The following is a 19,785-nucleotide window of genomic DNA, read 5'->3' as shown; positions in this document are numbered from 1 at the left end:
CCTGAATCCCCTATGCCACTCTCGCACCTTTATGTACTTTAATATCAACTAAAGAATACTAGACACACTCTCTCAACAAGTTTACAACCCAATTATGTAAAGCATCATGATCTGAACGAGGGTGCCATGCGGCTATAACATCAAACTCTACCGGCTTGTTTTTCAGATTAAGAATGGCAAGGTTTGAATCACTCGCTACCCGGTTAGGTAAAAAAGCAAGCATATCTGTTTTCTTGAGATATTGTGGAACCGTGGTAAAACATGGCGTAGACATAACAACATTTCTACGCAAACGGTGCCTTGCAAACCAACCATCAATAATTCCTGCCGCACCAGACTTAAGCGGAGATGCCATAAGATGCGGCTCAGAAGCTATTTCCTCCAAACCCAGCTTCTTCTTTACCAGAGGCGAACTCTTTGCCGCAACGCAGACATAGTAATCAGTAAATAATGTGATAGAAGAGTACAGGTCAGAATTTATATCCGAATCTGCAACTATTAAATCCACCTTGGCTTCACTCATTAACTCTTCCAGTCTGTCTGTAGCAATATCCCGTATTACCACTTTCAAGTTGGGAGCTAGCGCTCTGAGTTTAGGCAATAAGCCGGGAAGCACCACTTGTTGGGAGTAATCTGTCGCAGCGATGGTATAGGTTTGTGCTATTTTAGATGGCTCAAAAACTGCTGGTTCCAACAATTTATCTAACCCTTGGAGGATCGCATCAACCTTTTTCCCTAAGTTTATTGCTGTCGGCGTTGGAATTAGTCCATTGCTTTTCCGGAGAAAAAGTTCATCACTAAAAATATCTCTCAACTTTTTTAAATGTTCACTAACAGCTTGCTGAGTAAGGCCGACCTGACTTGCGACACGAGATACACTTCTTTCAGATATTAATGCCTGGAATATTCGGAGTTGCTTGACCTCCAATCGATTTATTTGGTTCACACTTGTATCTCTTACAAATAAATACTGTTTAACATTGTATCACAATAAAACTAGCATTCTCCTAGTAATTGAGCAGCATCGCATTGCAGCAAATAGCAAATTCTTCATATAAAACAGGTACTTAGAGTGAAAAATGTTATCCTCATTGGCGCACAAGGTAAAATGGGACAGGCCGCATTAACAGGGTTAAGCAGCCACAGGGTTATCACAGCAAGTCGCTCGGGCAAGGGATGTGACTATCAGGTTGATATTACTGATGAAGAGTCTATCAGGCGACTGTTTGAGACAGTGGGTGACTTCGATGCTGTCGTAAACACCGTTGGTTTCTGTGAATACGCAGACTTTGTCGATATGACTGAGCAGCAATGGATGACAACGGTAATGAGCAAGATGATGGGGCAAATCAATCTTGTAAGAATAGGTCAAGAGTATATCGCCGATAAAGGATCCTTTACGCTAATATCCGGCATTCTAAACATAAAGCCGATCCCCATGGCAATTGCCGATGCAACAACCAGTGGAGCAATTGATACCTTTGTCAAATGCGTTGCTTATGAACTCCCCAGGGGGATTCGAATCAATGCGGTTAATCCGACGGTATTGGAAGAAGCCTGGGATGTCTACGGTGACATGATGCCAGGCTTTGAGCCCGTACCGGGGCACTTGGTCGGAAAAGCTTTTGAGCGTTCTGTAGATGGATTTATAACTGGCGAAGTAATCTTCGTTGATGCCTAGTAGCCTCCTTTCTTGCGTGAAGGAACTAATTATAATCGTTGAGCGGACCCCCTACGATTTCTATAAGTATCCTTCACGGATTGGTACAGTTTATACTGCAACAAATCTTCTACTAGAGACTTACGGGAGTGACAATAAATACCATCCACCTACAGATATCATACATACATTTTAATATGCTCCCTTTCGTTTATATTCATGAATCCTAGATTCCCACAATAACCAACACACTTGGCAATAGTAACGGAGTCCAACTAGCCGTAGGCTGATTCACTTCCACACAAACAAATCAAGAACCCCATGAGAACCCACACCAAACAGCTGACCTTGAAAGAGCGATACCAGATCGAAGCCCTCATTAGACAGAGCTATTCAGCTCGAGTCATTGCGATATAGCTCAATCGCTTTCATCCTTTTCAGCAAGCAGCTAAATCTATGATATGGAACTTTGATTCTCTAAGGATTAACTGCTCATTAACCGCCCAAATATGAAGTCAGCAAAACTTTATCGTAACCAGGCACTCCCTATACCATTTGACAAAATAGAAACACTTCATTTACACGACCTATTGAATACTCGATTGGAATTACAATAGGACAGCAAAAAAAAGCCTATCAAAATTGCATAAAATTTAATCGGGGAAGTAATTCTTTGTGAGCTGAAAATTCCAGTTTTTTTGCGTCTATAAAAAAATTAAAACCGAGGTCACGATTATCCCTTTCAAGCTGAACTTGATAAAATAAAATTAATTGAATTTCTTGAGTTCACATACTCCGAAACTCTGGAGAAAAAAATTGGAGCAAGTCTTCCAGCCCCCCCTAAAAGGTCGCATAAATAAATATACTATATGTATTGAGAAATCATTGAATCCCAAGTGATACAATTCAATCTATTTGGTTTTACTGCAAAAAAGCTTCCTCCCAAACCTTAAAAAAACGATATATAACCCTACAATTAGTAAAGTGTCTGAACTAGATAAAGAGTCAAAATTTTTTATCGCCTTTGCATAGACATATCGCATCCCCCTCCCTATCCGTGACAAATACCATCTATAGAAGTAATTTCGACTCCTTCCTTCTGAGCTCTGATTAGAGCAACGAGATGTACTAAAGAAGCAATAACTGCAAATGCATCCAAAAACTCATCAATCACACTTAAGCTATTCCACAAAACACTAAAGTTTAACCCTCACAACCTCCCTTCCTATTCCTAAAATTAACTATTATGCCGTAGAAAATTTTTATCAGTAAAAATCTGAGCATTTCAAATCACATAGATCTATTCTCGCAATAAGATATACATTAATCCTTTCCAAATCATCAGAGTCATACTCAAGTATCTGGTACACTATATTCTTCCAACAATTCACAAGGAAGAGATCTAGCTTCATCATATAATGCCATAATCTCACGGTACTGATCTAACAACCACACATCCCAATACTTTTGATCATGAGAGTCTAAAACCCGCTTCCTTCCAAACTTACCAATCGAATCAAGTTTTTCATCATCATAGATGATAGAATTTATATCCTGAAACAATTCACCAGATATATAATCTTTTTCACCAACACCTCCAAAGTTTGAATAGGAACCTTTATACCAATTTCCTTCATCTATAGCACCAATATAGCCCTGTGAACCAATCGCTATTACCGGCCGATTACTCGCCAGACAATCGAGAGCGCTCCGCCCTGGTGCCACTACTAAGTCAGCCGATTGATAAAGAGCACTAAGCTTATCCTCCGACTGCCAACCTAAAAACGTTATGCACTTATGGCCAAGATACTCATTAAGTTCATTTGCCGCCAGCTCTAAATCAGCTTTTCCAGGGCCATCACCAGCTACAATCCACCGCCAAGAGTCTATCTTATACCTAGCCTGATATATCCAGGCATCCTTAACGCAGTTTAAAATAAATTTTTTATCTATCCCCATTCGACAAGAAAAAATAATTATTCGACAGCCCTTTATCATATTATTATCAATAAAACATTCAACTTCTTTAAGACGATCTAGTCTACTTTCATGGCCGGCGTAGAAAACTTCAGTGTTAACTGCATTTGGGTACACAAAAATCTTATGAAGGCTTTTAATACCGTTTTTAACAAGATGATCCCTGACTCCAAGACTGACGCAATAAATACGGCTGAATTCATCACAATCATCTACTAAAGTATCAGTGTACTTACCGTGGACTGTAAGTAATATGGGTATATTTAAGTTTTTGGCAATACCTTGGCCTATCTCCCTGGATGCAAAGGGGTGCGCATGAATGAGATCGAACTTAAAACTTTCAGATATTTCAGCAATTGATTTGGATAAATCGCTAAAATCATCCTCAATAATTTCTATACCACTATCACGACACTGTTGTGCGAAAGGGCCAGGCTTACATAATATAGTGCAACGCCATCCTTCACGGATAATTGCTTTAGCTTGAGCGTACACATGTGAGTGAAGCCCACCTAACGGCGCCTTAAAAAAGACAGGAACAAGAATATGCATACTCCCTCCTTAAATTTATATTGAAGACCGACTTCTCATAGAGCATATCCTGCTATTAAAATCAAACCTAACAAAAGATATAGATACAGCAGGCTATAGAGATAATTAGGCTAGCATCAATCACCATAGTCAACCTCAAACTGAACATCCCAAGTTAATACCCTAGAAAGTTAAGACAAGAACTTTAAAATGCTCCAAGCCAGAAACATTCACAAAAGCTTCCCCATACTTCATAGACCATGATAAAATCAGAAAGCAATCAAGTAGAGCTTAAGTAATTTTATTCGAAAACTTTCGAATAAAATTAAACCCCTTTTTACTTGCAATAAAAGAAAGACCACTCATTCTCCGACCAGCGTCTGATGTATAAATACCAGCACTCAAGACTATAATCGCCCCAAGTATTGTAAATCCATCTGGGAATTCGCCAAAGATAAAAAAACCAATCGCTATCGCCCAAAATAACAAGGTATAGTTAAAAGGCTGCAAAGTTGAAGCTCGAGCATAGGTAAGAGCTTTAATCAATAAATAATGGCCCATTGCACCAAAAAGCCCATTAAGTATTAATAGTTGCCAGCCAATAAAAGTTGGGTCTACCCAGTTAAAGGGTGCTAGTCCACCAAATACAATGAGGCCTATAAAGGCCGTATAAAAGACTGTTGTAGCGGAACTATCAAATTGGCTGACATGACGAGAAAGGACTTGATAGGATGCCCATAAAATGGCTCCACTGATCGGTATAACAACATACCAGCTCAAAATACCCAATCCAGGGCGAATAATAATCAAAGCACCTATAAAGCCAATAGCGACAGCAATCCAACTTCTTCGGTCTACCTTCTCCCCAAGAAACCATCCAGCCATTAGCATAGCGAACAATGGGGCCATTGTAGCGATTGCATGGACATCTGCTAATGGCATCATGCTAAAAGCAAGTATAAATACCGTAACCTCAACCACAAGTAAAAGTGACCTTAAAACTTGAGTACCCCAAATATTACTTCGAACCTGCTTGAGATCACCTTTGAGTGAAGCTATAAGCATTACAATAATAAAAAAAGTTGCAAATCGAACAGCCATAATTTGCACAATAGGATAGGTTTGAACAAGTAGTTTACCGGTTGCATCCATACCGGCTATACAGAGCATAGCTACAATGCTGAGAAATATTCCTCGACTGCTTTTTACCTTCAATTTTCTATATCCATCAATAAAAATCAAAATTCACAAGAAAACACTTTAATCCAATACCCTCCCATATAATTTCAACCTTTTAAAACTGCACTAAGAAAATCACGAGCTAAATGTATTAAAAATTATATCTGTCGATCACCAACTTAAAACATCAACAGATCACCTAGCAAGCTTAGGGAGAGATATTTCAATGTAGATACCACCTTTATTCAGTTTATACGAAAATTTTTTCATATTACCTCAAATTTTGAACCCAAGTAAACCATATCCTAGCTCTCAGCACTTTATTGGCTTTGTCAAACTTTCAAATAGTACAAGAGACAATTTTACCAAGACCAAACACTTTGACTTTTCATTTGCGAAGTTACTCAACTGACGCATCACAAAATTCAACCCCCTTATTTTCGTACAAATGGGGCGCTTTGCTTTTACTACACTCTTGATAAAACAGTCTAGAAGCTGTTTCATAACTTGAAATCAGTTATTCTTGCGACCTCAGGGAATGATAAGACCAGTAAGTGTGAGTGGATTTAAGTCAGAATTAACTGACGCTCAGTGGAAATTGATTGAGCCTTGCCTTCCCCAGCTAAAACGTGGAAAAGGAGGTCCCAAACCCATTGATAACCGTGCATGTTTTGAAGGTATCCTGTGGATTTTGCGCTCAGGAGCACGATGGAAGGATCTCCCCTCATCTTACCCTTCGCCGAGTCTTGCTGAAGAAGGCTCCAGTTTTGGGAAGAGCAAGGCGCTTGGTTGGAGGCTTGGAGAAAATTTCTCGGACAGCTCGATCAAAGATCCCTGCTTAATTGGGAAGAAGTCTTTTCGGATAGTAGCTTTGCTTCAGCAAAAAAAGGGGAGCAGAAGTCGGAAAAACTAAGCGAGGCAAGGGTACAAAGTGGATGGTAGTGGTCGATGGCGAAGGTATTCCATTGGGAGGCACCGTTACTTCGGCCTCACCAGCAGAAGTAAATTTATTACATCCACTACTCGATATTACCTATGAAAATACAAAAAATCGACGTCTAGTGTACGACAAGGCTGCAGATTCTGATCCACTACGCCATAGTTTGGCCCGCCGTGAAATTGACCTGATTTACCCTCACCGTAGGAATAGAAGAAAACCTTCGAAACAAGATGGCAGAAAGCTTAGGAGATATGTGCGACGTTGGAAAGTTGAGCGAACTTTTGCATGGCTAGGGAACTACCGTCGTTTAGTTGTAAGGTGGGATCGCTACATATCTTCATACAGAGCTTTTTTCTATATTGCCTGCATGTTAATTACGCTAAAAAAGTTATGAAACAGCTTCTAACACATACTCTTTGAAAAGCAACGCCTGCCCTAGAATACTGAGATGGACCGTTTTAAATTAAATGCCTCCACCAGAGGTACTTAGTTCAACCCAGATCGGAAGCATTTTTTCTTAATGTGTAGACATAAGGCAACACAATCACACTTGATTTTGAAATGCTAAACAATCCTTGACTATCAACTCTTTTTTCATGTTATTTTAAAGCTCAAAATGTTCTTCCGAGAGCTGTATACCAGTTTTTACCTGCAACCATTTCACCTGCTTCTATTAGATACCGGATATCTTTAGTATCAATATATTTCTGACATAAACCTCCCATATCACTATTTTTCAATTCATCTGGAAGTTTTTCCCAATCTCTTAGGTCATTATGTACTAGGGAGTAAAAAGCAAATGTGATCGCTCTCCAATCTTCTTTATTGGCTTTCATCAGGTAAAGTTCATGGATAAGTCTTATGCATAACGCTCGTAGGATGAGAAAAACGAAGGCGTAGAAACTGAAAAAGACATTTCCTCGCCCCACTTTCCTCATTCCTTCATGTTCTTGTTCACCTCCAAGATATAGAAAAAACAATGAACCCAACTGCCAACGCGGCGATACAGGATATTAAAATAAGATGTAGCTGACTAAGGCTATTCCATCTGTACTCATGATCACCTAATGCCTGCTGGACAGACGGTAAAGCTGCACAGCGATTTGGAAGCCCAAGATACGAAGTGGCCAGTTGTGCTTGCGCTTGCTATACATTTTCATCATCCGGGCCATATATATCAAAATCCACTTCAACTCCACGCTGCCCCAACGCAAGCAGCGCTTCTGAGCTTATACCTATACCCTCCATCGAGCGCTCCATGAAGAGACCACAAAATAAATCTAACCTATATTTCTCTGAGAGTTTTTTCCAAACTTCTAAATCATGAGTCAACTTATTTAGAATTTCGAATATTTGAGAATCTAAATCACCTGGCACTTTTTCATTAGCTTCAATACGCCACATTCCAGACCTTGCTATGCGAGGTTTTCCACTATGCATCCACGAAAATGGCTCACCTTTAATCATCTTCACTGTAGGCTCACTGCCTAATAACTCACTGATTTCGTCAGGTAATAATTCATCTCCGATAACCCTCAAGCTTGCTTTAGTTTTTGATAGAGTCGCCATGATTTTATGTATATCTAACACTCCAAGGTGGGGCAATAACAGGTGGGCCATAATACGGAACGGAGTGACGGGAGCCCACGTATAATTTTCCCGCTTACTTGGTTTGTTAGCCGCTCTTCGCCAAGGCCAATTTAGTGCCAAATCCAATAAATACAACACCCGTAATAGAGTTTAACCAAGTTTTGAATTTAGGGTGGCTGGTAGTATTTTTTACCTTGGTTAAAGTGAAGACCATAGCCGAAAACCATACAACATTAACCAGTGAGTGTGCAGTAACAAGAGAGTATGCACTGAAAGCACTGCCATCTACGCACATAAATTGCGGAAAAGCAGCGAGATAGAAGATTGATACTTTAGGGTTAAGAGTATTAGTTAAAAAGCCTTCAAGAAAAGCCCCTTTTATAGATGTTGGCTTTTGCTGCAATACTGCCTCTAAGTTATTTGCAGCTGTGCTTTTACTTATAGCATTTCTAAGTGCTTTTAAACCCAGCCAAATTAAATATGCAGCGCCCAGCATTTTAAAAACAAGAAAGGCGTTTGCAGATTGCACCAAGAGAATAGATATACCAAATATAGATAGCGTACCATGTACATAGAAAGCAGCCACGAACCCCGAGATATTGGCCAAACCAGCTCGATACCCTGACAAAGGAACTGTTTTCGTTATGAGGAATCCATTAGGCCCAGGAGAAATCACGAGCAATGTTGCCACAGCAATAAACGTAAAAATATTGTTCCAATCCATTTCAATTCTCTGAAAAAAAGTAAATGCTAAATGGCAGCTAACGCCCAAAGCAGCGACGCGCTTTAGCGCGTCCAGACCGGAGGCGAAGCCTCCCCCCTTAAAGTAGACGCCACCTTATATTCATCTTATGTGGCCATTCTTTCATATTCATCTGGGCTTTTGAACCCAAGTGAACCATGTCTTCTTTTAAAGTTATAGTAACTGTCAAGATACCAAGCTAAGTTAGTTCTTAGCTCCTCAACGGACTCAAAATTAAACCCTTTAAAACTCTCAGTTTTCAGTGTTTGAAAAAATGATTCTACATACACATTGTCATTCATAAACCCTGGACGATTCATGCTCGGCTCAATACCCAGCTCTTTGAGCCGGTTTTGGTATGCATAAGCACCGTACTCAGAACCTCGGTCGCTGTGAAATATTAGATTTGATTCTATATTTCTACGACGAACAGCTTTATTTAGAGCTGACAGTGTTAGCTCAACGGTTCGAGTATCCGACAGCTCCCAACCCAACACTTTTCGGGAGTAAAGATCAATAATTACAGCTAAATATTACCATTGCCCATTGATCTTCAGATAGGTTACATCACCAGCCCATTGAGAGTCTGGTTTACTCGGCATACCATGCTCTTTTTGTAAGTTTTCAATCTTAATGCAAGAATTTTCAGGCAAAGGGCGTCGACGATAGATCCTTCCAGCTTTCCCCACGATTCCAGCTTCTCTCATAAGGCGTTCAACGCGTTTGTGATTTATTCGTTCACCATTAGCTTTCAGCTCTGCGCAAATTCTTGGACTTCCATAATTACCATCATGCTGCGCATAGATAGTTTCGATACACGCTAGAATTCGCCTATTTTCTATGTCTTGAGTGCTCTCATCACGGTTGAGCCACTTATAAAACCCTTGGGGTGAAACATTCAAGTATCTACATAAGTACCTGACACCAAAGTCTGATCGATTAAGAGCTATGAACGAGAATCTTTCAGCTTTGGATCTTTCAGGTACATTTCCCACTTTTTTAGGAAATCATTCTCCTTTTGCAATTTCTCAACCTGCTTTTTTAGACGTCTTATCTCTTTATCATCAGTTTGAGACTGAGTTTTCGTTGTCTTTGCCATACTTATTCTACGACTGGGCTTCTCGACCAACTTGCCTTCTCTACTTTCCTGTCGCCATCTATACACCATTACTGGATGCAAACCAATAATGTTGGCGATAGTGGTCGTATCTACTTTCAGTTGATTAGTGAGAGCTACCACTCTAACTTTAAACTCTGTTGAATATTCAACAACCCGCTCTTCACTCAGTATTTTCGGCATTTTTTCCTACCCTATTCAAAAGGTAGGCGTCTACTCAATGGGGGAAGGTTTCTGCGGAGGTCCAGCCTCGAAGGGGCGACATTAATTGTCTTGTTAGGTGATAGAACAGTTCGCGATAAGTACATACTTGCCCTTGAGTTTGTTTACAGCCAAATTGCGATTTCGCTGTAGTAGATTCGCCGGCTTCGACTCCACTAAAGTCGAAGTAGAGGACTTCATTGTCGGGCTTGAGCCGAACGCTAAAATTACCGCCTTCCTAATCCCATCTTCTTTCTAAGCCGTGCAGATAGTATCTAGCGGGTATGCGTGAATCATAGAATTTCACATAGGAAATTTTTCCATCTTCGACAAGCCACAGGGTATGCTCGGCTTTTGATTTGTAATAACCTCCATTATTGCACTCCCAAATTTTCCGATTATCTTCGGCATGAGCTTGAGATGAAAATACTATGCTTAGCAACAGCAAAACCCCAATGCCTTTTATGTTCCCTAGCATAATTTTGTTTCTCCGAACTATCTTTTCACCTAACGCCTACCAACACGGGCCGGAGGCGCGATAACGCCGGAGGTCCAGCAAATGCTTGCATTTGCGATCGTGCTTGGTCTTGTTACTAACCGAGCTTCCGAATCAATCCAAATTTTGAATTAAGAACCTCTTGAAGTGCTGACTTCAATTCAATTAACCAGTCCCCAATGAATTTAATATCTTCTACTTTTCCTTCTAACGAAGAACCTTCCGTAATCTCAGACAGGTTATCTAAAGCTGTTACCACTTGCTCGTAGGTGATTATTGCTATAGGGCCAAAACCAAAATCCACACCATCTCCACAATCTTCTCCAAATTGGTAGCTAAGTTGCTCTAGAGATTTGATTATTCTGGGATATCTTGAATCTAAAACTTCCTTAACCCAATCAACAGTTTTAATATTCCAGTCATCAATTAAAACTGACCCTTCTCTGCTACTAACCTTAAAGTCCGCAGGAGGCACTTCACCAGTTTCCTCTTCGTAATACTCACTATCCTCTAATAGCAACCAATAAAGAAATTCATTTTCCCTAATCTTCTCGATGTTTTCTGGGCTTATTGGATGAAAGGTATAATTTGTACTCACTAGTCTAAATTCCTCAACTTGCTCGAATTAATGTATGTTTAGTAACGCTTGGTTCAAGTGCGCCGTAGGCGCCACTTGCTAGCTACCGATTACCTTGATGCTGATGCCAATATACAACCGGCACCGATGAATGTTGAGCCAAATACTTTACCTGCAATAGGACCTGAAAATATTTTGGCTGTTTTGTTCTTTGCTCTCCGTGCCAGATACGAATATGTAGATAGACAGACAAACGATGAACACATAAAGCTTAAAACCAGCACAGTGAACTGTGGAAGTAATGACTCTGAAACTACTATGAATTGTGGGAATAATGCTGTTGTAAAAACAATCGCCTTAGGATTTGTAACGGAAACCAAAATACCCTGAAAATATAGACTGATAGTATGCTTCTTACCTTTTTTTGTTTGCTTTAATTCCATTGGTGTTATGCCTTTCCTCCATAGATTTACGCCCATGTAGATAAGGTAAATTGCACCTGCGATTTTTAATACAGTAAAAGCAATAGCCGAATTGAGAACAATTGCACTCAAGCCTAAAACAGAAAAGCTGGACATAAGAAGTAGTCCAGAAATATTACCCAAAACCGTGATCAATGATTTTTTGAAGCCATACATCAAACTGTTTGTTGATACCAACAAAGTTGCTGGTCCTGGAGTTGCTGTTGCCAACAAAGCAATCGAACAGAATGCTAACCAACTTTCTATTTGCATTAAACTCTCCATAGGCAGCTAACGGTGGTGTTCATCAGGTAAGGGCGTTCGTTTGGTTGGGTAGCTGGAGGAAGGACGACGCCCTTATTCCGGTGCAACGCGTTGTTATCTGGCTGTTGCCATTTTCCATTGATTGAGCGCGTCCGTTAGCTGCGCAGACATCTTTATTCAAGATACTCCATTCTCCAGCGTGCAGGGCCGATGACTTGGGTGACGGCTTTGGCCCCAGCCGAACCGCCGCTAAAGCTGCCGATAAATGGGGTGGCGCAATCAAAAGTTAAAAGCCAGCCAGCATCGGGCGTGGGGCAGGCAAGATATACTTTGAACGTCTCGCCCGAAGGAATACGGAAGTGCACAACCAAACCGCTGCCGCAGAGAAGTTGTACCACGTCATCGACAGGCGTCCCGTCGGCGCTAATGTTCACATGCATTCGGTCAAAACGCGAAAAGTCCTCACCTTCCTGTGCGACATACAGTTGCGGATAGGAAACGCCATGAGTCTCGTCCAGTGTGGTCAGCTCTCCGCCTCCGGGAATATGGGGCTCGCGTCCCGCCTGGGCGATGATTTCCAGTAGACGTTCACGGGATAGCAGAAAGTGTGGCATCACTTCCGCGACACGCTCCGTCGAAGGTTTGGTATCGGCCAAAAAGGCCTTAAGGTCGTTGGAGAGGCCCGACCAATCCTGCGCCCAAATCCGGGCGCCGATCGGCGCCAGCGCTGTGTTGATTTCGTCGAGTGCATACAAGTCAGCTTGCTCGCCGTCGCTTTCTAACCGGATCCCGCTGTCGAGTTTCATTTGAGTCTCGGTCGATTAATGCCCCACTGGTTCAACTTCACGCCAGATAACGCCTTGCTCAGCCGCCATCGGAATGGAGCCGCTTTGTGCTAGCGTACAGTACAGTACAAAGCGAGCAGAGTGTAGGTGGTCGGATGCAGCAACTTGTTATCATGTACTACCGGTAATTAGTTAGAAATAAAGTAAAGAGAGCAATAAATATAGGGAAAAATATCAAACCAGAAATTGCAGAACGCTTGAAACTCATTATCCGTTGCTCATCCATTTTTTCTATTTCATCGCTACTGAAATCAATGTGACAAAGATGACAATCAAATCTTCGCTCCTCGTGTGCAGCTCCGCAGTGAGGACAATTCGCAGCACGCTTTTCATACAACCATTGAGCTTGATCAAGTAAATGAAACACGAGCTACCCCTAAATTTTCAAAAGCCACAAATGATAACGCAAAGCTAAAAGGCCGGGGGCGTTTTTTGCCGGAGGTCCAGCCCACGTTTTTTGGGGGCGAATTTTCAGTGTTTTGTTATAACGTCTCATCTGACCTCTCTAATACAGAAAGGCTTTTTCTAAGTAGTAGCGAGACCAAATATATAATTGCCAGTGGAGGTAATAATGCCATAAATCCACCAACTATAACCGTTCGTTTAACCTTTAAGGTTTTTTTGATAGCTAGCATATAGCTAAGAACTAATACAACACAAAACCATAGCAATATACCCAGGGCTTCGATGTTGGAAATATTAAACAGCTCGTTCATTGCGCATGATCCATTAAGGAGCTATAACGTCCGGCGCACAGGCGAAGCACGCAGTGCTGAGTCCAGGCCGAAGGTCGATTGTGCCGCCGCTGGTTATATTTCATTATGCGATTGGCTCCAAATCAGAGGGAAAAGAACGAAACTCCTCCCATTGAGATTCACTCATCTCACCTTTGAAATCACGGGAATTCCACGCTCGATTTAAGTGCGCATATATATGAGCTATATCTATAGAATAGCCCTCGATATCGACGCTCCCCTAGATCCCATTTCTTTAATGAGATCACCTAGATGCTCATGTGCATCTTCTAGCTCACTCATTAATTGACTCCATTCAACTGGATTTTTCTTGCTATCTATCATGATTTCTCTGAAATATAACGCCTAGCACACGGGCGGCCGAAGCAAAGCGTAGGCCGTCCAGCCCACATATTTTGTGGGCAATCTTGCTGCTTTTTGTATGGTTGTTCTTGTCCAATTCTGATGTTGAAAATCCTTTTCGCTAACGGGTAAATTGAGACCCACCTTCGGCGGCCACCGAAGGCCTTGTTTGTCACAGTTCGTTGCTGCGCCGGTTCATAAAGACCGTTAACAAGTATGAACGTGACAGACACTCACTAGGCATAACTCGAATAGTCATGTGGGCCTCGAGCCCGAATAGCAAGGCGGAGATAGCTTATCTTATGGAACCTCAAGAGATCAATGTCGGTATCGATACCAGCAGTAAACAACTCGATATATATGTGAGACCTAATGGCCAGTTCTTTAGTGTTACCAATAACAAAGAGGGTATTAAAGACGCCATTAAACAACTACAACCGCTTAAACCGCAAAGAGTATTAATCGAGTCCACAGGAAGACTAGAATTAGAATTCGTCTGTGCTGCTTATAAAGCGGGACTGCCGATAGTTGTTTGCAATCCTTTACAAGTAAGAAACTTTGCAAAGTCAGCGGGGCGACTCGCCAAAACAGATAAGCTAGATGCAATTGATATCGCACATTTTGGTGAAGCAATGAAGCCAAGATTGTCATCAATCAAACCAGAAAAACTTAGAAATATTAGTGATTTACTGACGGTCAGGAACCAGTGCTTAGAAATGAGCACAATGCAAAAGAATCGCCTCAAGAGAATGCCCAAATCTGTTCACAAGCCCATTCAGGCTATCTTAAAAGCCATCAAGAAAGAGCTAGAAGGGGTCGATAAGCAACTTGATAAACTTGTTAACAGTGTTGCCGAGTGGCGACAAAAACGCGATCTCTTATTAAGTGCTAAAGGAGTTGGCAATGTACTGGCTTACACGCTAATGAGCGAACTTCCTGAGCTGGGCAAGTTGAACCGCAAAGAGATTGCGGCACTTGTGGGTATCGCCCCGATGAATCGTGATAGCGGCAGCTTCCAGGGTAAGCGCTATATTCGAGGTGGGCGACATCGTGTACGCACGGTTTTGTTTGTTTCTATGATGTCGGCAATACAATGCCACCCTAAATTAAAGCCAATGTATGAGCGCCTGGTCGCTGCTGGTAAACCAAAGAAAGTAGCCCTTATCGCATGTATGAGGAAGCAACTTACCATTCTAAATACGATGGTAAAAAACAACACTTACTGGGATGAGAAAATGGCTTAAATACTTGACAAAGGACCATAGTCACTTGTTATGCATTACGGACTTAGCCAAGTGCAGCACCTTCGAGAATATTGGTTTCACCGGAATTTTTAATAACTTTGCCCAATACCGTTCCCGCAATACTCAGCCTTCCCCCATCATTTATTACGTTGCCGGTAACCATACCCGGGATATCTACTATCGCCCCCGACTCTACGGTTAAAGACTTCGTGGCCATACCATGCAGAATCAAGTGGCCGCCTTTCTTGACTACTACATTTCCAGTGAAGATACCATGCATCTTTAACTCTGAAGTGATTTCAACATCACCTTCGATTTTTCCATGCTCTACTTTCATTATTTTCTCCTTGATGCATAACGCCCCGCACAGGGGCAGACAAAAAAGCGCAGCGTTTTGGCTGTCCCAGCGACCAACGGGAGCGATTGCTGCGGCTTGTTAAGCATTTTTTACCCACTTTAGAAAGAGCTTTATCAGCTCGCTTAGTTTGTGAGGGCCGCCATAACCAACAAACTTACCGCCTTCTAGTTTTGTAATAATCCAGTCGTTCCCACTCGCTTCGGCGTCATCACCTACACCGTAGGAAAAACCTTCATAATTCTTTTCTTCTATATCTGTATCGGTGATGTCTACCTTTAGAAACCAGCCTGGATTATCAAGAGTACCGATTTCAATGCCATAGGTATGTTCCCAGTCCTCATTGCACTGAGAAAAATACCATTCTTCAAGTTCTTTGAGAGCTTCCATGTTTTTGATGCTTAACGCCCTCAATAACCGGCAGACCGCGCAAAGCGTGGGCTTTCCGGCGGAAGCCGCGTAGCGGTTGGAGCGAAGTTAATTGATTTGTTATGCACTAGTGCTCAGGCGGCCATTCGTCCGGCCATCCTGGATAGCACTTTTTAATAATATCTACATATTGCCAGATTGGGGTCGTTAGCGGAGCGGGTAGATCGCCTTTAAAGTAAAATCGGATCTTTTCTTCAATTTCTTCGCCCATCTGACCGGTAATATCATCCAAAGAAGCAAGATCGGAAACGAAGCTAGGCTGAAACTCTGGGTCGGGTTCAATTATGTTAATGAGTAACTGAACCTCTCTATGTCGCCCATCGATTTCAGTGGTCTCCGCTGGTCTCAATTTGTTAGTCATAATTCGCTTTCTGGAGTGCATAACGCCTTGCTCAGCTGCGCATTGAACTTAGGGTGATTTTGCGCATCAGCGCGAAATTCAAACTAAGTTCAAGGTGTCAGCTGCAGCAATTTGTTAGGTATTTTATTTTTGCCCACCAAGATATTCCAATAAATATTCTTTAGCAATCCATTTACAGTTTTCCCAGCTGTAACATATTTCCCTTTCTGTTTCTAAAAGTTTTTCAGGTGTATTGATATCCACATAACGAGTAGGAAGTAATATGGCATCCTTGTATCCATTTTCGCTTGGGCGCTCTAACTTTCTAATACCATAACCACTGTGCATGACAATCAAATCAGGAAAACTTGATAGACAATTTTTCCGTAATTCTGCCTCAGCTGCTTGCGAAGTAGAATTCGTACTCATTAAAGGTCTAAAGACACTTTCTTTCCTATTTAGAAATACAAGATAATAATTACCTAAACCGTGGCCAATAAAATAACCGAACTCTATATATTCACCTACTTTTGAATTTTTTATAGGATTGATTACCTTTGCCTTGTAAGAAACTCCACATGGCTTCTCTTCAGTTCCTAATGTACTACCATTTTCTATTCTAACAATAGCAGTAACATCTGACCGATCTAGCAGCTCACCAATTTCAACCCTCGGCAAAGTAGTACCGGCCGATACAACTGGAAGAAAAAGTAAAATCAATAAAATAAACCTATTCATACTCTCCCCGAACCTAACGCCGCGGTCACCGGCGGACAATGCTGTGCACCTTTGTGCGAAAATGGGAGCGAAGCGACCAGCACAAAGGTGCATAGCGTTGGCCGTCCGGTGCAGCGCCTGGTTAGAGCTTAATTGCCACCGGGTTTACCTTGCACCCATTCACCATTACTGGAATGATGAAAATAGTACCAGCGAGCAATTCCCTCTGTTTTAATAGCTCCCTTGCTCTTTGTATTGTGAGCACGAACTACAGCAGCCTTCAAGCTTGCTTCATCAACCTTTTTCCTAAAACCCTCCCATACTTGAGAAAGCTCGTTATTAATTTCTACATCATCGTTGATACTCACGTTGGACTCGTAATCTAGAGTTAGCGATTCAACTCCATTTACGTCCGCTTTAGAAATTCTTAAAATAGTAATTTCTAAACCACTAGGCATTTGCGCTCTAAATGACTCATCCGCTTGACCGCAAGCAACCAAAATGATTGCCGCCATTAAAAAAACATATACTTTCATACTAACATTCTTAAGCTCTAACGAAAATAGATATGCGGAACCGTTAAGGAAGTTGGCGGTACCTTTGCGCAAGCAAAGGGAATGACAACTTTTAGGTTTCCGCATCATCGGGTTGTTATTTGTTGCTCGTGGCATTGTGTACAAATCCACTACAAATATCTTTCTTGCTACTGTCTACCACGATTCGGAGAGAGAAATTAGCAGCTCTAGGTTCGCGGCCTTGCTTCGAAGCGGCTGCGCCGTCCGCATCAACTTCGTTATGCGAGCGTCGCTGAAGCTTCGAAGCTTACACGAAGGTCGAACCGTTGACTATGGGCTCCCCCGCCAATACTGTTTTTTTATACAGCACCCCAATAATCATCTGCTATTCTTAACGGAACCCTCACAAAACTGGAGCGAGCGACCAATAACGCCCCGCACAGGGGCCGACAAATAAGCGCAGCGTTTTGGCGGTCCCAGCGACCGACGGGAGCAGTTGCTGCGGCTTGTTATGTGAACGCGCAATATGCATTTACCGCTCACTCTCAATCTCTTTCATTTGCTTTTTGTAGCTGCGCCTTTCCCGCTCAGAGTTTTTATATGAGTACTTTTTCCCAAGCTCTTGAGTGTCGGGATCATTCTCGTTCAGCATACGATGCATCTCACGAGCCGACTTTCCGCCATAAACTCCTTTTACGGTTTGATGGATACTTCTACTCATATTCGATGGTTCCTAGTACACATAACGCCGTGGTTTGGGGCGGCGGAGCGATAGCGTAGCCGTCCCGCACCGCGTTTTATGTGGTGCGCACAACACCACCTTGTTATGTGTTTTTAGCATGCTTGAAATTTATATACTCCCCTAAAGGCACCGATTCTAAATATTGTTTCACCAGGGACTTTAATGCCGGCAAATGCTCCGAGTAGTCAACACACCCATTGCTAGAAAACTCTAACCACTCTCCTTCTAAGGTGACGCCCATATCGATAACGCCATCCCGGTAAGGCTGTGGAATTTTGCTCAAAAAGCTTGGGTCATTTGAGCTAACAAGGCCAAGAGCGAACTCTCTATCCATAACCACTTGTGGCAAAGAATATTTCTTATCTGCATCAAGCAACTTATTAATTTCTTCGTCATTCATACTTAGGACACATAACGCTTACGCCAGTGGTTGGTGAAACGCAGTGTAACCAATCCACTGCACGTACTTGTTAAGCCTTTTTCCATGACCAAAATGTAAAGTGTCCTTCTCTTTCTTCAACCCTATAAAGTGAGTGGCAGTTAGTACATTTACACATGTAATAATCAATCCATTTCCCATCAATCTTTGCGACTTCCGATATGGTAACACTGCATGCCTTTTCCTCATAAATCGGGTTGAAAAACATGTACTCAGGATAGAGGGAGCAAAGACAACCTCCTCTTTTCCTCACAACACGGAGCTTCTTCAACGCAAACTTTAAATGGTAACTATTTGGGCAGAAACCACCTCCTAGATCTATACCGGCAGTTGCTTGCTCAATAACCTCAAGATCGTCTGAAATAGAATCGAGTAATTCTAAGTTCTTGCATTTGGCTACTTCACAGCTAGCAGACCAAATTTCATCAGGGCTTCCAGACATAAATTTTTCTAGAATACTCATAAACACTCTTGAGGCTTAACGCCGCCAGCAGAGGCCGAAAAGCCTGAGCGAAGCGGCGGTTTTTTGGTCCTTCTGGCTGGCTTTGTTATGCATCATTTTCTATTAACCACTTACAAAATGGATCCTTTGAATCTTCATCTCCATATTCCGCAGGCTTTTTGACTATTTCACTGGCTTTACTTGGAATAGAAGTTTGAAACTCATGAATTAGCCAATCTTGATATTTTAAATTTGGCTGAACCGTAAAGTTACTATTTTTGAAGCTTTCGCTGGGTGTAAGATCGAACTCATCATTCCAGCAGATCTCATCGTACCCTATGGCGATAAGCCTTAAAAAGTCCAAAGGATCATCACATAAGACACAAGCGAGCATGGACCCAGAGCCCGACCCTATATGTACAATTTTTTGCTGCCCTTCATCATCAATCCAAAACGCAGCCATTGACCCATCACCACCGGTTCTGGCGAAGACCCGAAGTCGACCCTTTGTTTTTTCATTTATGAAGTAGAATAAATCACAGTCTTTCTCTGCATAGAATTCAATCAGCGTTCCACCAGGCCTTTCATTGCTACTCCATTCAGATCTAAGCTTGCCGATTGGATATAGGTAGCCAACTCTCCCATCTTCCGCATCTTCGTAGAAGCCGTTTTTTTCAATCCAGCTGAAGAGCTTCTCAAAAGCATCTGGAATCTTCATCGGCTCCAGTAAAATATCGTCTATTTGATTGGATAGAGATATCAACTACAAAGCTCCTTTTGTGCATAACGCCTGCCGCACGGGCCGGAGGTGCGAAGCACCGAAGGTCCAGAAAATGCGAAGCATTTGCGGTCGTGCCGGCACTTGTTATGTATTTTTATTTCTGT

The 19,785-nt window shown here is 42.0% G+C and carries 26 protein-coding genes and 1 pseudogene; 5 read left to right on the top strand and 22 right to left on the bottom strand.

All coding sequences use genetic code 11. The features are described 5' to 3' along the window. Positions 1-58: 58 nt before the first annotated feature. Positions 59-946, bottom strand: coding sequence for a LysR family transcriptional regulator (locus tag ACJJIJ_RS04980; RefSeq protein WP_444938793.1), 888 nt, complete (start codon positions 944-946; stop codon positions 59-61). A 126-nt stretch (positions 947-1,072) separates the two neighbouring features. Here ACJJIJ_RS04980 and ACJJIJ_RS04975 point away from each other — a divergent pair, with 126 nt between their 5' ends. Both ACJJIJ_RS04975 and ACJJIJ_RS04970 read left to right on the top strand, forming a co-directional pair. Beyond that, the gene (locus ACJJIJ_RS04975) at positions 1,073-1,681 is read left to right on the top strand and encodes a short chain dehydrogenase (protein ID WP_252085459.1); all 609 of its coding nucleotides are present in this window, start codon (positions 1,073-1,075) and stop codon (positions 1,679-1,681) included. A 300-nt stretch (positions 1,682-1,981) separates the two neighbouring features. Then, entirely contained in the window at positions 1,982-2,077 is a 96-nt protein-coding gene (locus tag ACJJIJ_RS04970) for a helix-turn-helix domain-containing protein (RefSeq protein ID WP_444938792.1), read from the top strand. A gap of 936 nt (positions 2,078-3,013) precedes the next feature. On the opposite strand, the gene ACJJIJ_RS04965 is transcribed toward ACJJIJ_RS04970, so the two are convergent. Further along, a complete protein-coding gene (locus tag ACJJIJ_RS04965; protein ID WP_444938791.1) occupies positions 3,014-4,189 on the bottom strand; it encodes a glycosyltransferase family 4 protein in 1,176 nt (391 codons plus the stop codon). Between the two features lie 270 nt (positions 4,190-4,459). After that, positions 4,460-5,383: a DMT family transporter gene (locus ACJJIJ_RS04960; protein WP_444938790.1), complete on the bottom strand. Its 924-nt coding sequence runs from the start codon at positions 5,381-5,383 to the stop codon at positions 4,460-4,462. A 502-nt stretch (positions 5,384-5,885) separates the two neighbouring features. On the opposite strand from ACJJIJ_RS04960, the gene ACJJIJ_RS04955 reads away from it, so the two are divergent. Together ACJJIJ_RS04955 and ACJJIJ_RS04950 are read left to right on the top strand one after the other, a co-directional pair. Next, complete coding sequence (locus ACJJIJ_RS04955) at positions 5,886-6,260, top strand: transposase (RefSeq protein WP_444938789.1); 375 nt, start codon at positions 5,886-5,888, stop codon at positions 6,258-6,260. Beyond that, positions 6,250-6,681: pseudogene (locus ACJJIJ_RS04950) on the top strand (IS5 family transposase); the annotation flags it as partial. The gene ACJJIJ_RS04955 and the pseudogene ACJJIJ_RS04950, both read left to right, overlap by 11 nt. Before the next feature lie 217 nt (positions 6,682-6,898). Here ACJJIJ_RS04950 and ACJJIJ_RS04945 read toward each other — a convergent pair. The 10 genes from ACJJIJ_RS04945 to ACJJIJ_RS04900 form a co-directional block, all read right to left on the bottom strand. Then, positions 6,899-7,123, bottom strand: coding sequence for a hypothetical protein (locus ACJJIJ_RS04945; protein WP_444938788.1), 225 nt, complete (start codon positions 7,121-7,123; stop codon positions 6,899-6,901). Positions 7,124-7,433: 310 nt separating this feature from the next. After that, positions 7,434-7,856, bottom strand: a complete 423-nt coding sequence (locus tag ACJJIJ_RS04940) for a DUF4279 domain-containing protein (RefSeq protein ID WP_444938787.1) — start codon at positions 7,854-7,856, stop codon at positions 7,434-7,436. Between the two features lie 106 nt (positions 7,857-7,962). Further along, positions 7,963-8,601, bottom strand: coding sequence for a LysE family translocator (locus ACJJIJ_RS04935; protein ID WP_444890687.1), 639 nt, complete (start codon positions 8,599-8,601; stop codon positions 7,963-7,965). 125 nt (positions 8,602-8,726) lie between these two features. Next, positions 8,727-9,140, bottom strand: a complete 414-nt coding sequence (locus ACJJIJ_RS04930) for a DDE-type integrase/transposase/recombinase (RefSeq protein WP_444939565.1) — start codon at positions 9,138-9,140, stop codon at positions 8,727-8,729. Positions 9,141-9,152: 12 nt separating this feature from the next. After that, positions 9,153-9,521 carry an IS3 family transposase gene (locus tag ACJJIJ_RS04925; protein WP_444938786.1) on the bottom strand — a complete coding sequence of 123 codons (369 nt, stop codon included), beginning with the start codon at positions 9,519-9,521 and terminating at the stop codon, positions 9,153-9,155. A 44-nt stretch (positions 9,522-9,565) separates the two neighbouring features. Beyond that, the gene (locus tag ACJJIJ_RS04920) at positions 9,566-9,919 is read right to left on the bottom strand and encodes a transposase (RefSeq protein ID WP_252085131.1); all 354 of its coding nucleotides are present in this window, start codon (positions 9,917-9,919) and stop codon (positions 9,566-9,568) included. A gap of 611 nt (positions 9,920-10,530) precedes the next feature. Continuing rightward, on the bottom strand, positions 10,531-11,031 hold the full coding sequence (locus ACJJIJ_RS04915; protein WP_444938785.1) for a hypothetical protein: 501 nt from the start codon (positions 11,029-11,031) through the stop codon (positions 10,531-10,533). 89 nt (positions 11,032-11,120) lie between these two features. Further along, positions 11,121-11,744, bottom strand: coding sequence for a LysE family translocator (locus ACJJIJ_RS04910; RefSeq protein WP_444938784.1), 624 nt, complete (start codon positions 11,742-11,744; stop codon positions 11,121-11,123). Between the two features lie 164 nt (positions 11,745-11,908). Further along, positions 11,909-12,541 carry a hypothetical protein gene (locus ACJJIJ_RS04905; protein ID WP_444938783.1) on the bottom strand — a complete coding sequence of 211 codons (633 nt, stop codon included), beginning with the start codon at positions 12,539-12,541 and terminating at the stop codon, positions 11,909-11,911. A gap of 521 nt (positions 12,542-13,062) precedes the next feature. Then, positions 13,063-13,296, bottom strand: a complete 234-nt coding sequence (locus tag ACJJIJ_RS04900; protein WP_444938782.1) for a hypothetical protein — start codon at positions 13,294-13,296, stop codon at positions 13,063-13,065. 683 nt (positions 13,297-13,979) lie between these two features. Between ACJJIJ_RS04900 and ACJJIJ_RS04895 the strand changes: the two genes are divergently transcribed. Continuing rightward, the gene (locus ACJJIJ_RS04895) at positions 13,980-14,921 is read left to right on the top strand and encodes an IS110 family RNA-guided transposase (protein WP_252082793.1); all 942 of its coding nucleotides are present in this window, start codon (positions 13,980-13,982) and stop codon (positions 14,919-14,921) included. A gap of 43 nt (positions 14,922-14,964) precedes the next feature. On the opposite strand, the gene ACJJIJ_RS04890 is transcribed toward ACJJIJ_RS04895, so the two are convergent. The 9 genes from ACJJIJ_RS04890 to ACJJIJ_RS04850 form a co-directional block, all read right to left on the bottom strand. Next, positions 14,965-15,258: a hypothetical protein gene (locus tag ACJJIJ_RS04890; RefSeq protein WP_444938781.1), complete on the bottom strand. Its 294-nt coding sequence runs from the start codon at positions 15,256-15,258 to the stop codon at positions 14,965-14,967. Between the two features lie 99 nt (positions 15,259-15,357). Further along, positions 15,358-15,666 (bottom strand): immunity 53 family protein, encoded by a 309-nt coding sequence (locus tag ACJJIJ_RS04885; RefSeq protein ID WP_444938780.1) that lies wholly within the window; start codon positions 15,664-15,666, stop codon positions 15,358-15,360. A gap of 106 nt (positions 15,667-15,772) precedes the next feature. After that, positions 15,773-16,066 (bottom strand): hypothetical protein, encoded by a 294-nt coding sequence (locus ACJJIJ_RS04880; RefSeq protein ID WP_444938779.1) that lies wholly within the window; start codon positions 16,064-16,066, stop codon positions 15,773-15,775. Between the two features lie 123 nt (positions 16,067-16,189). Then, a complete protein-coding gene (locus ACJJIJ_RS04875) occupies positions 16,190-16,783 on the bottom strand; it encodes a hypothetical protein (RefSeq protein ID WP_444938778.1) in 594 nt (197 codons plus the stop codon). 128 nt (positions 16,784-16,911) lie between these two features. Next, a complete protein-coding gene (locus ACJJIJ_RS04870; protein WP_444938777.1) occupies positions 16,912-17,298 on the bottom strand; it encodes a hypothetical protein in 387 nt (128 codons plus the stop codon). A gap of 511 nt (positions 17,299-17,809) precedes the next feature. Continuing rightward, positions 17,810-17,998 carry a hypothetical protein gene (locus ACJJIJ_RS04865; RefSeq protein ID WP_353374909.1) on the bottom strand — a complete coding sequence of 63 codons (189 nt, stop codon included), beginning with the start codon at positions 17,996-17,998 and terminating at the stop codon, positions 17,810-17,812. A gap of 103 nt (positions 17,999-18,101) precedes the next feature. Further along, on the bottom strand, positions 18,102-18,419 hold the full coding sequence (locus ACJJIJ_RS04860) for a hypothetical protein (RefSeq protein ID WP_444938776.1): 318 nt from the start codon (positions 18,417-18,419) through the stop codon (positions 18,102-18,104). A gap of 70 nt (positions 18,420-18,489) precedes the next feature. Next, positions 18,490-18,921 (bottom strand): hypothetical protein, encoded by a 432-nt coding sequence (locus tag ACJJIJ_RS04855; RefSeq protein ID WP_444938775.1) that lies wholly within the window; start codon positions 18,919-18,921, stop codon positions 18,490-18,492. A gap of 85 nt (positions 18,922-19,006) precedes the next feature. After that, on the bottom strand, positions 19,007-19,618 hold the full coding sequence (locus ACJJIJ_RS04850) for a hypothetical protein (RefSeq protein ID WP_444938774.1): 612 nt from the start codon (positions 19,616-19,618) through the stop codon (positions 19,007-19,009). Positions 19,619-19,785: the final 167 nt, after the last annotated feature.

Source organism: Microbulbifer mixtoriginis (SeqCode) (genome assembly GCF_052467945.1).
This window is presented reverse-complemented; position numbering and strand designations above follow the sequence as displayed.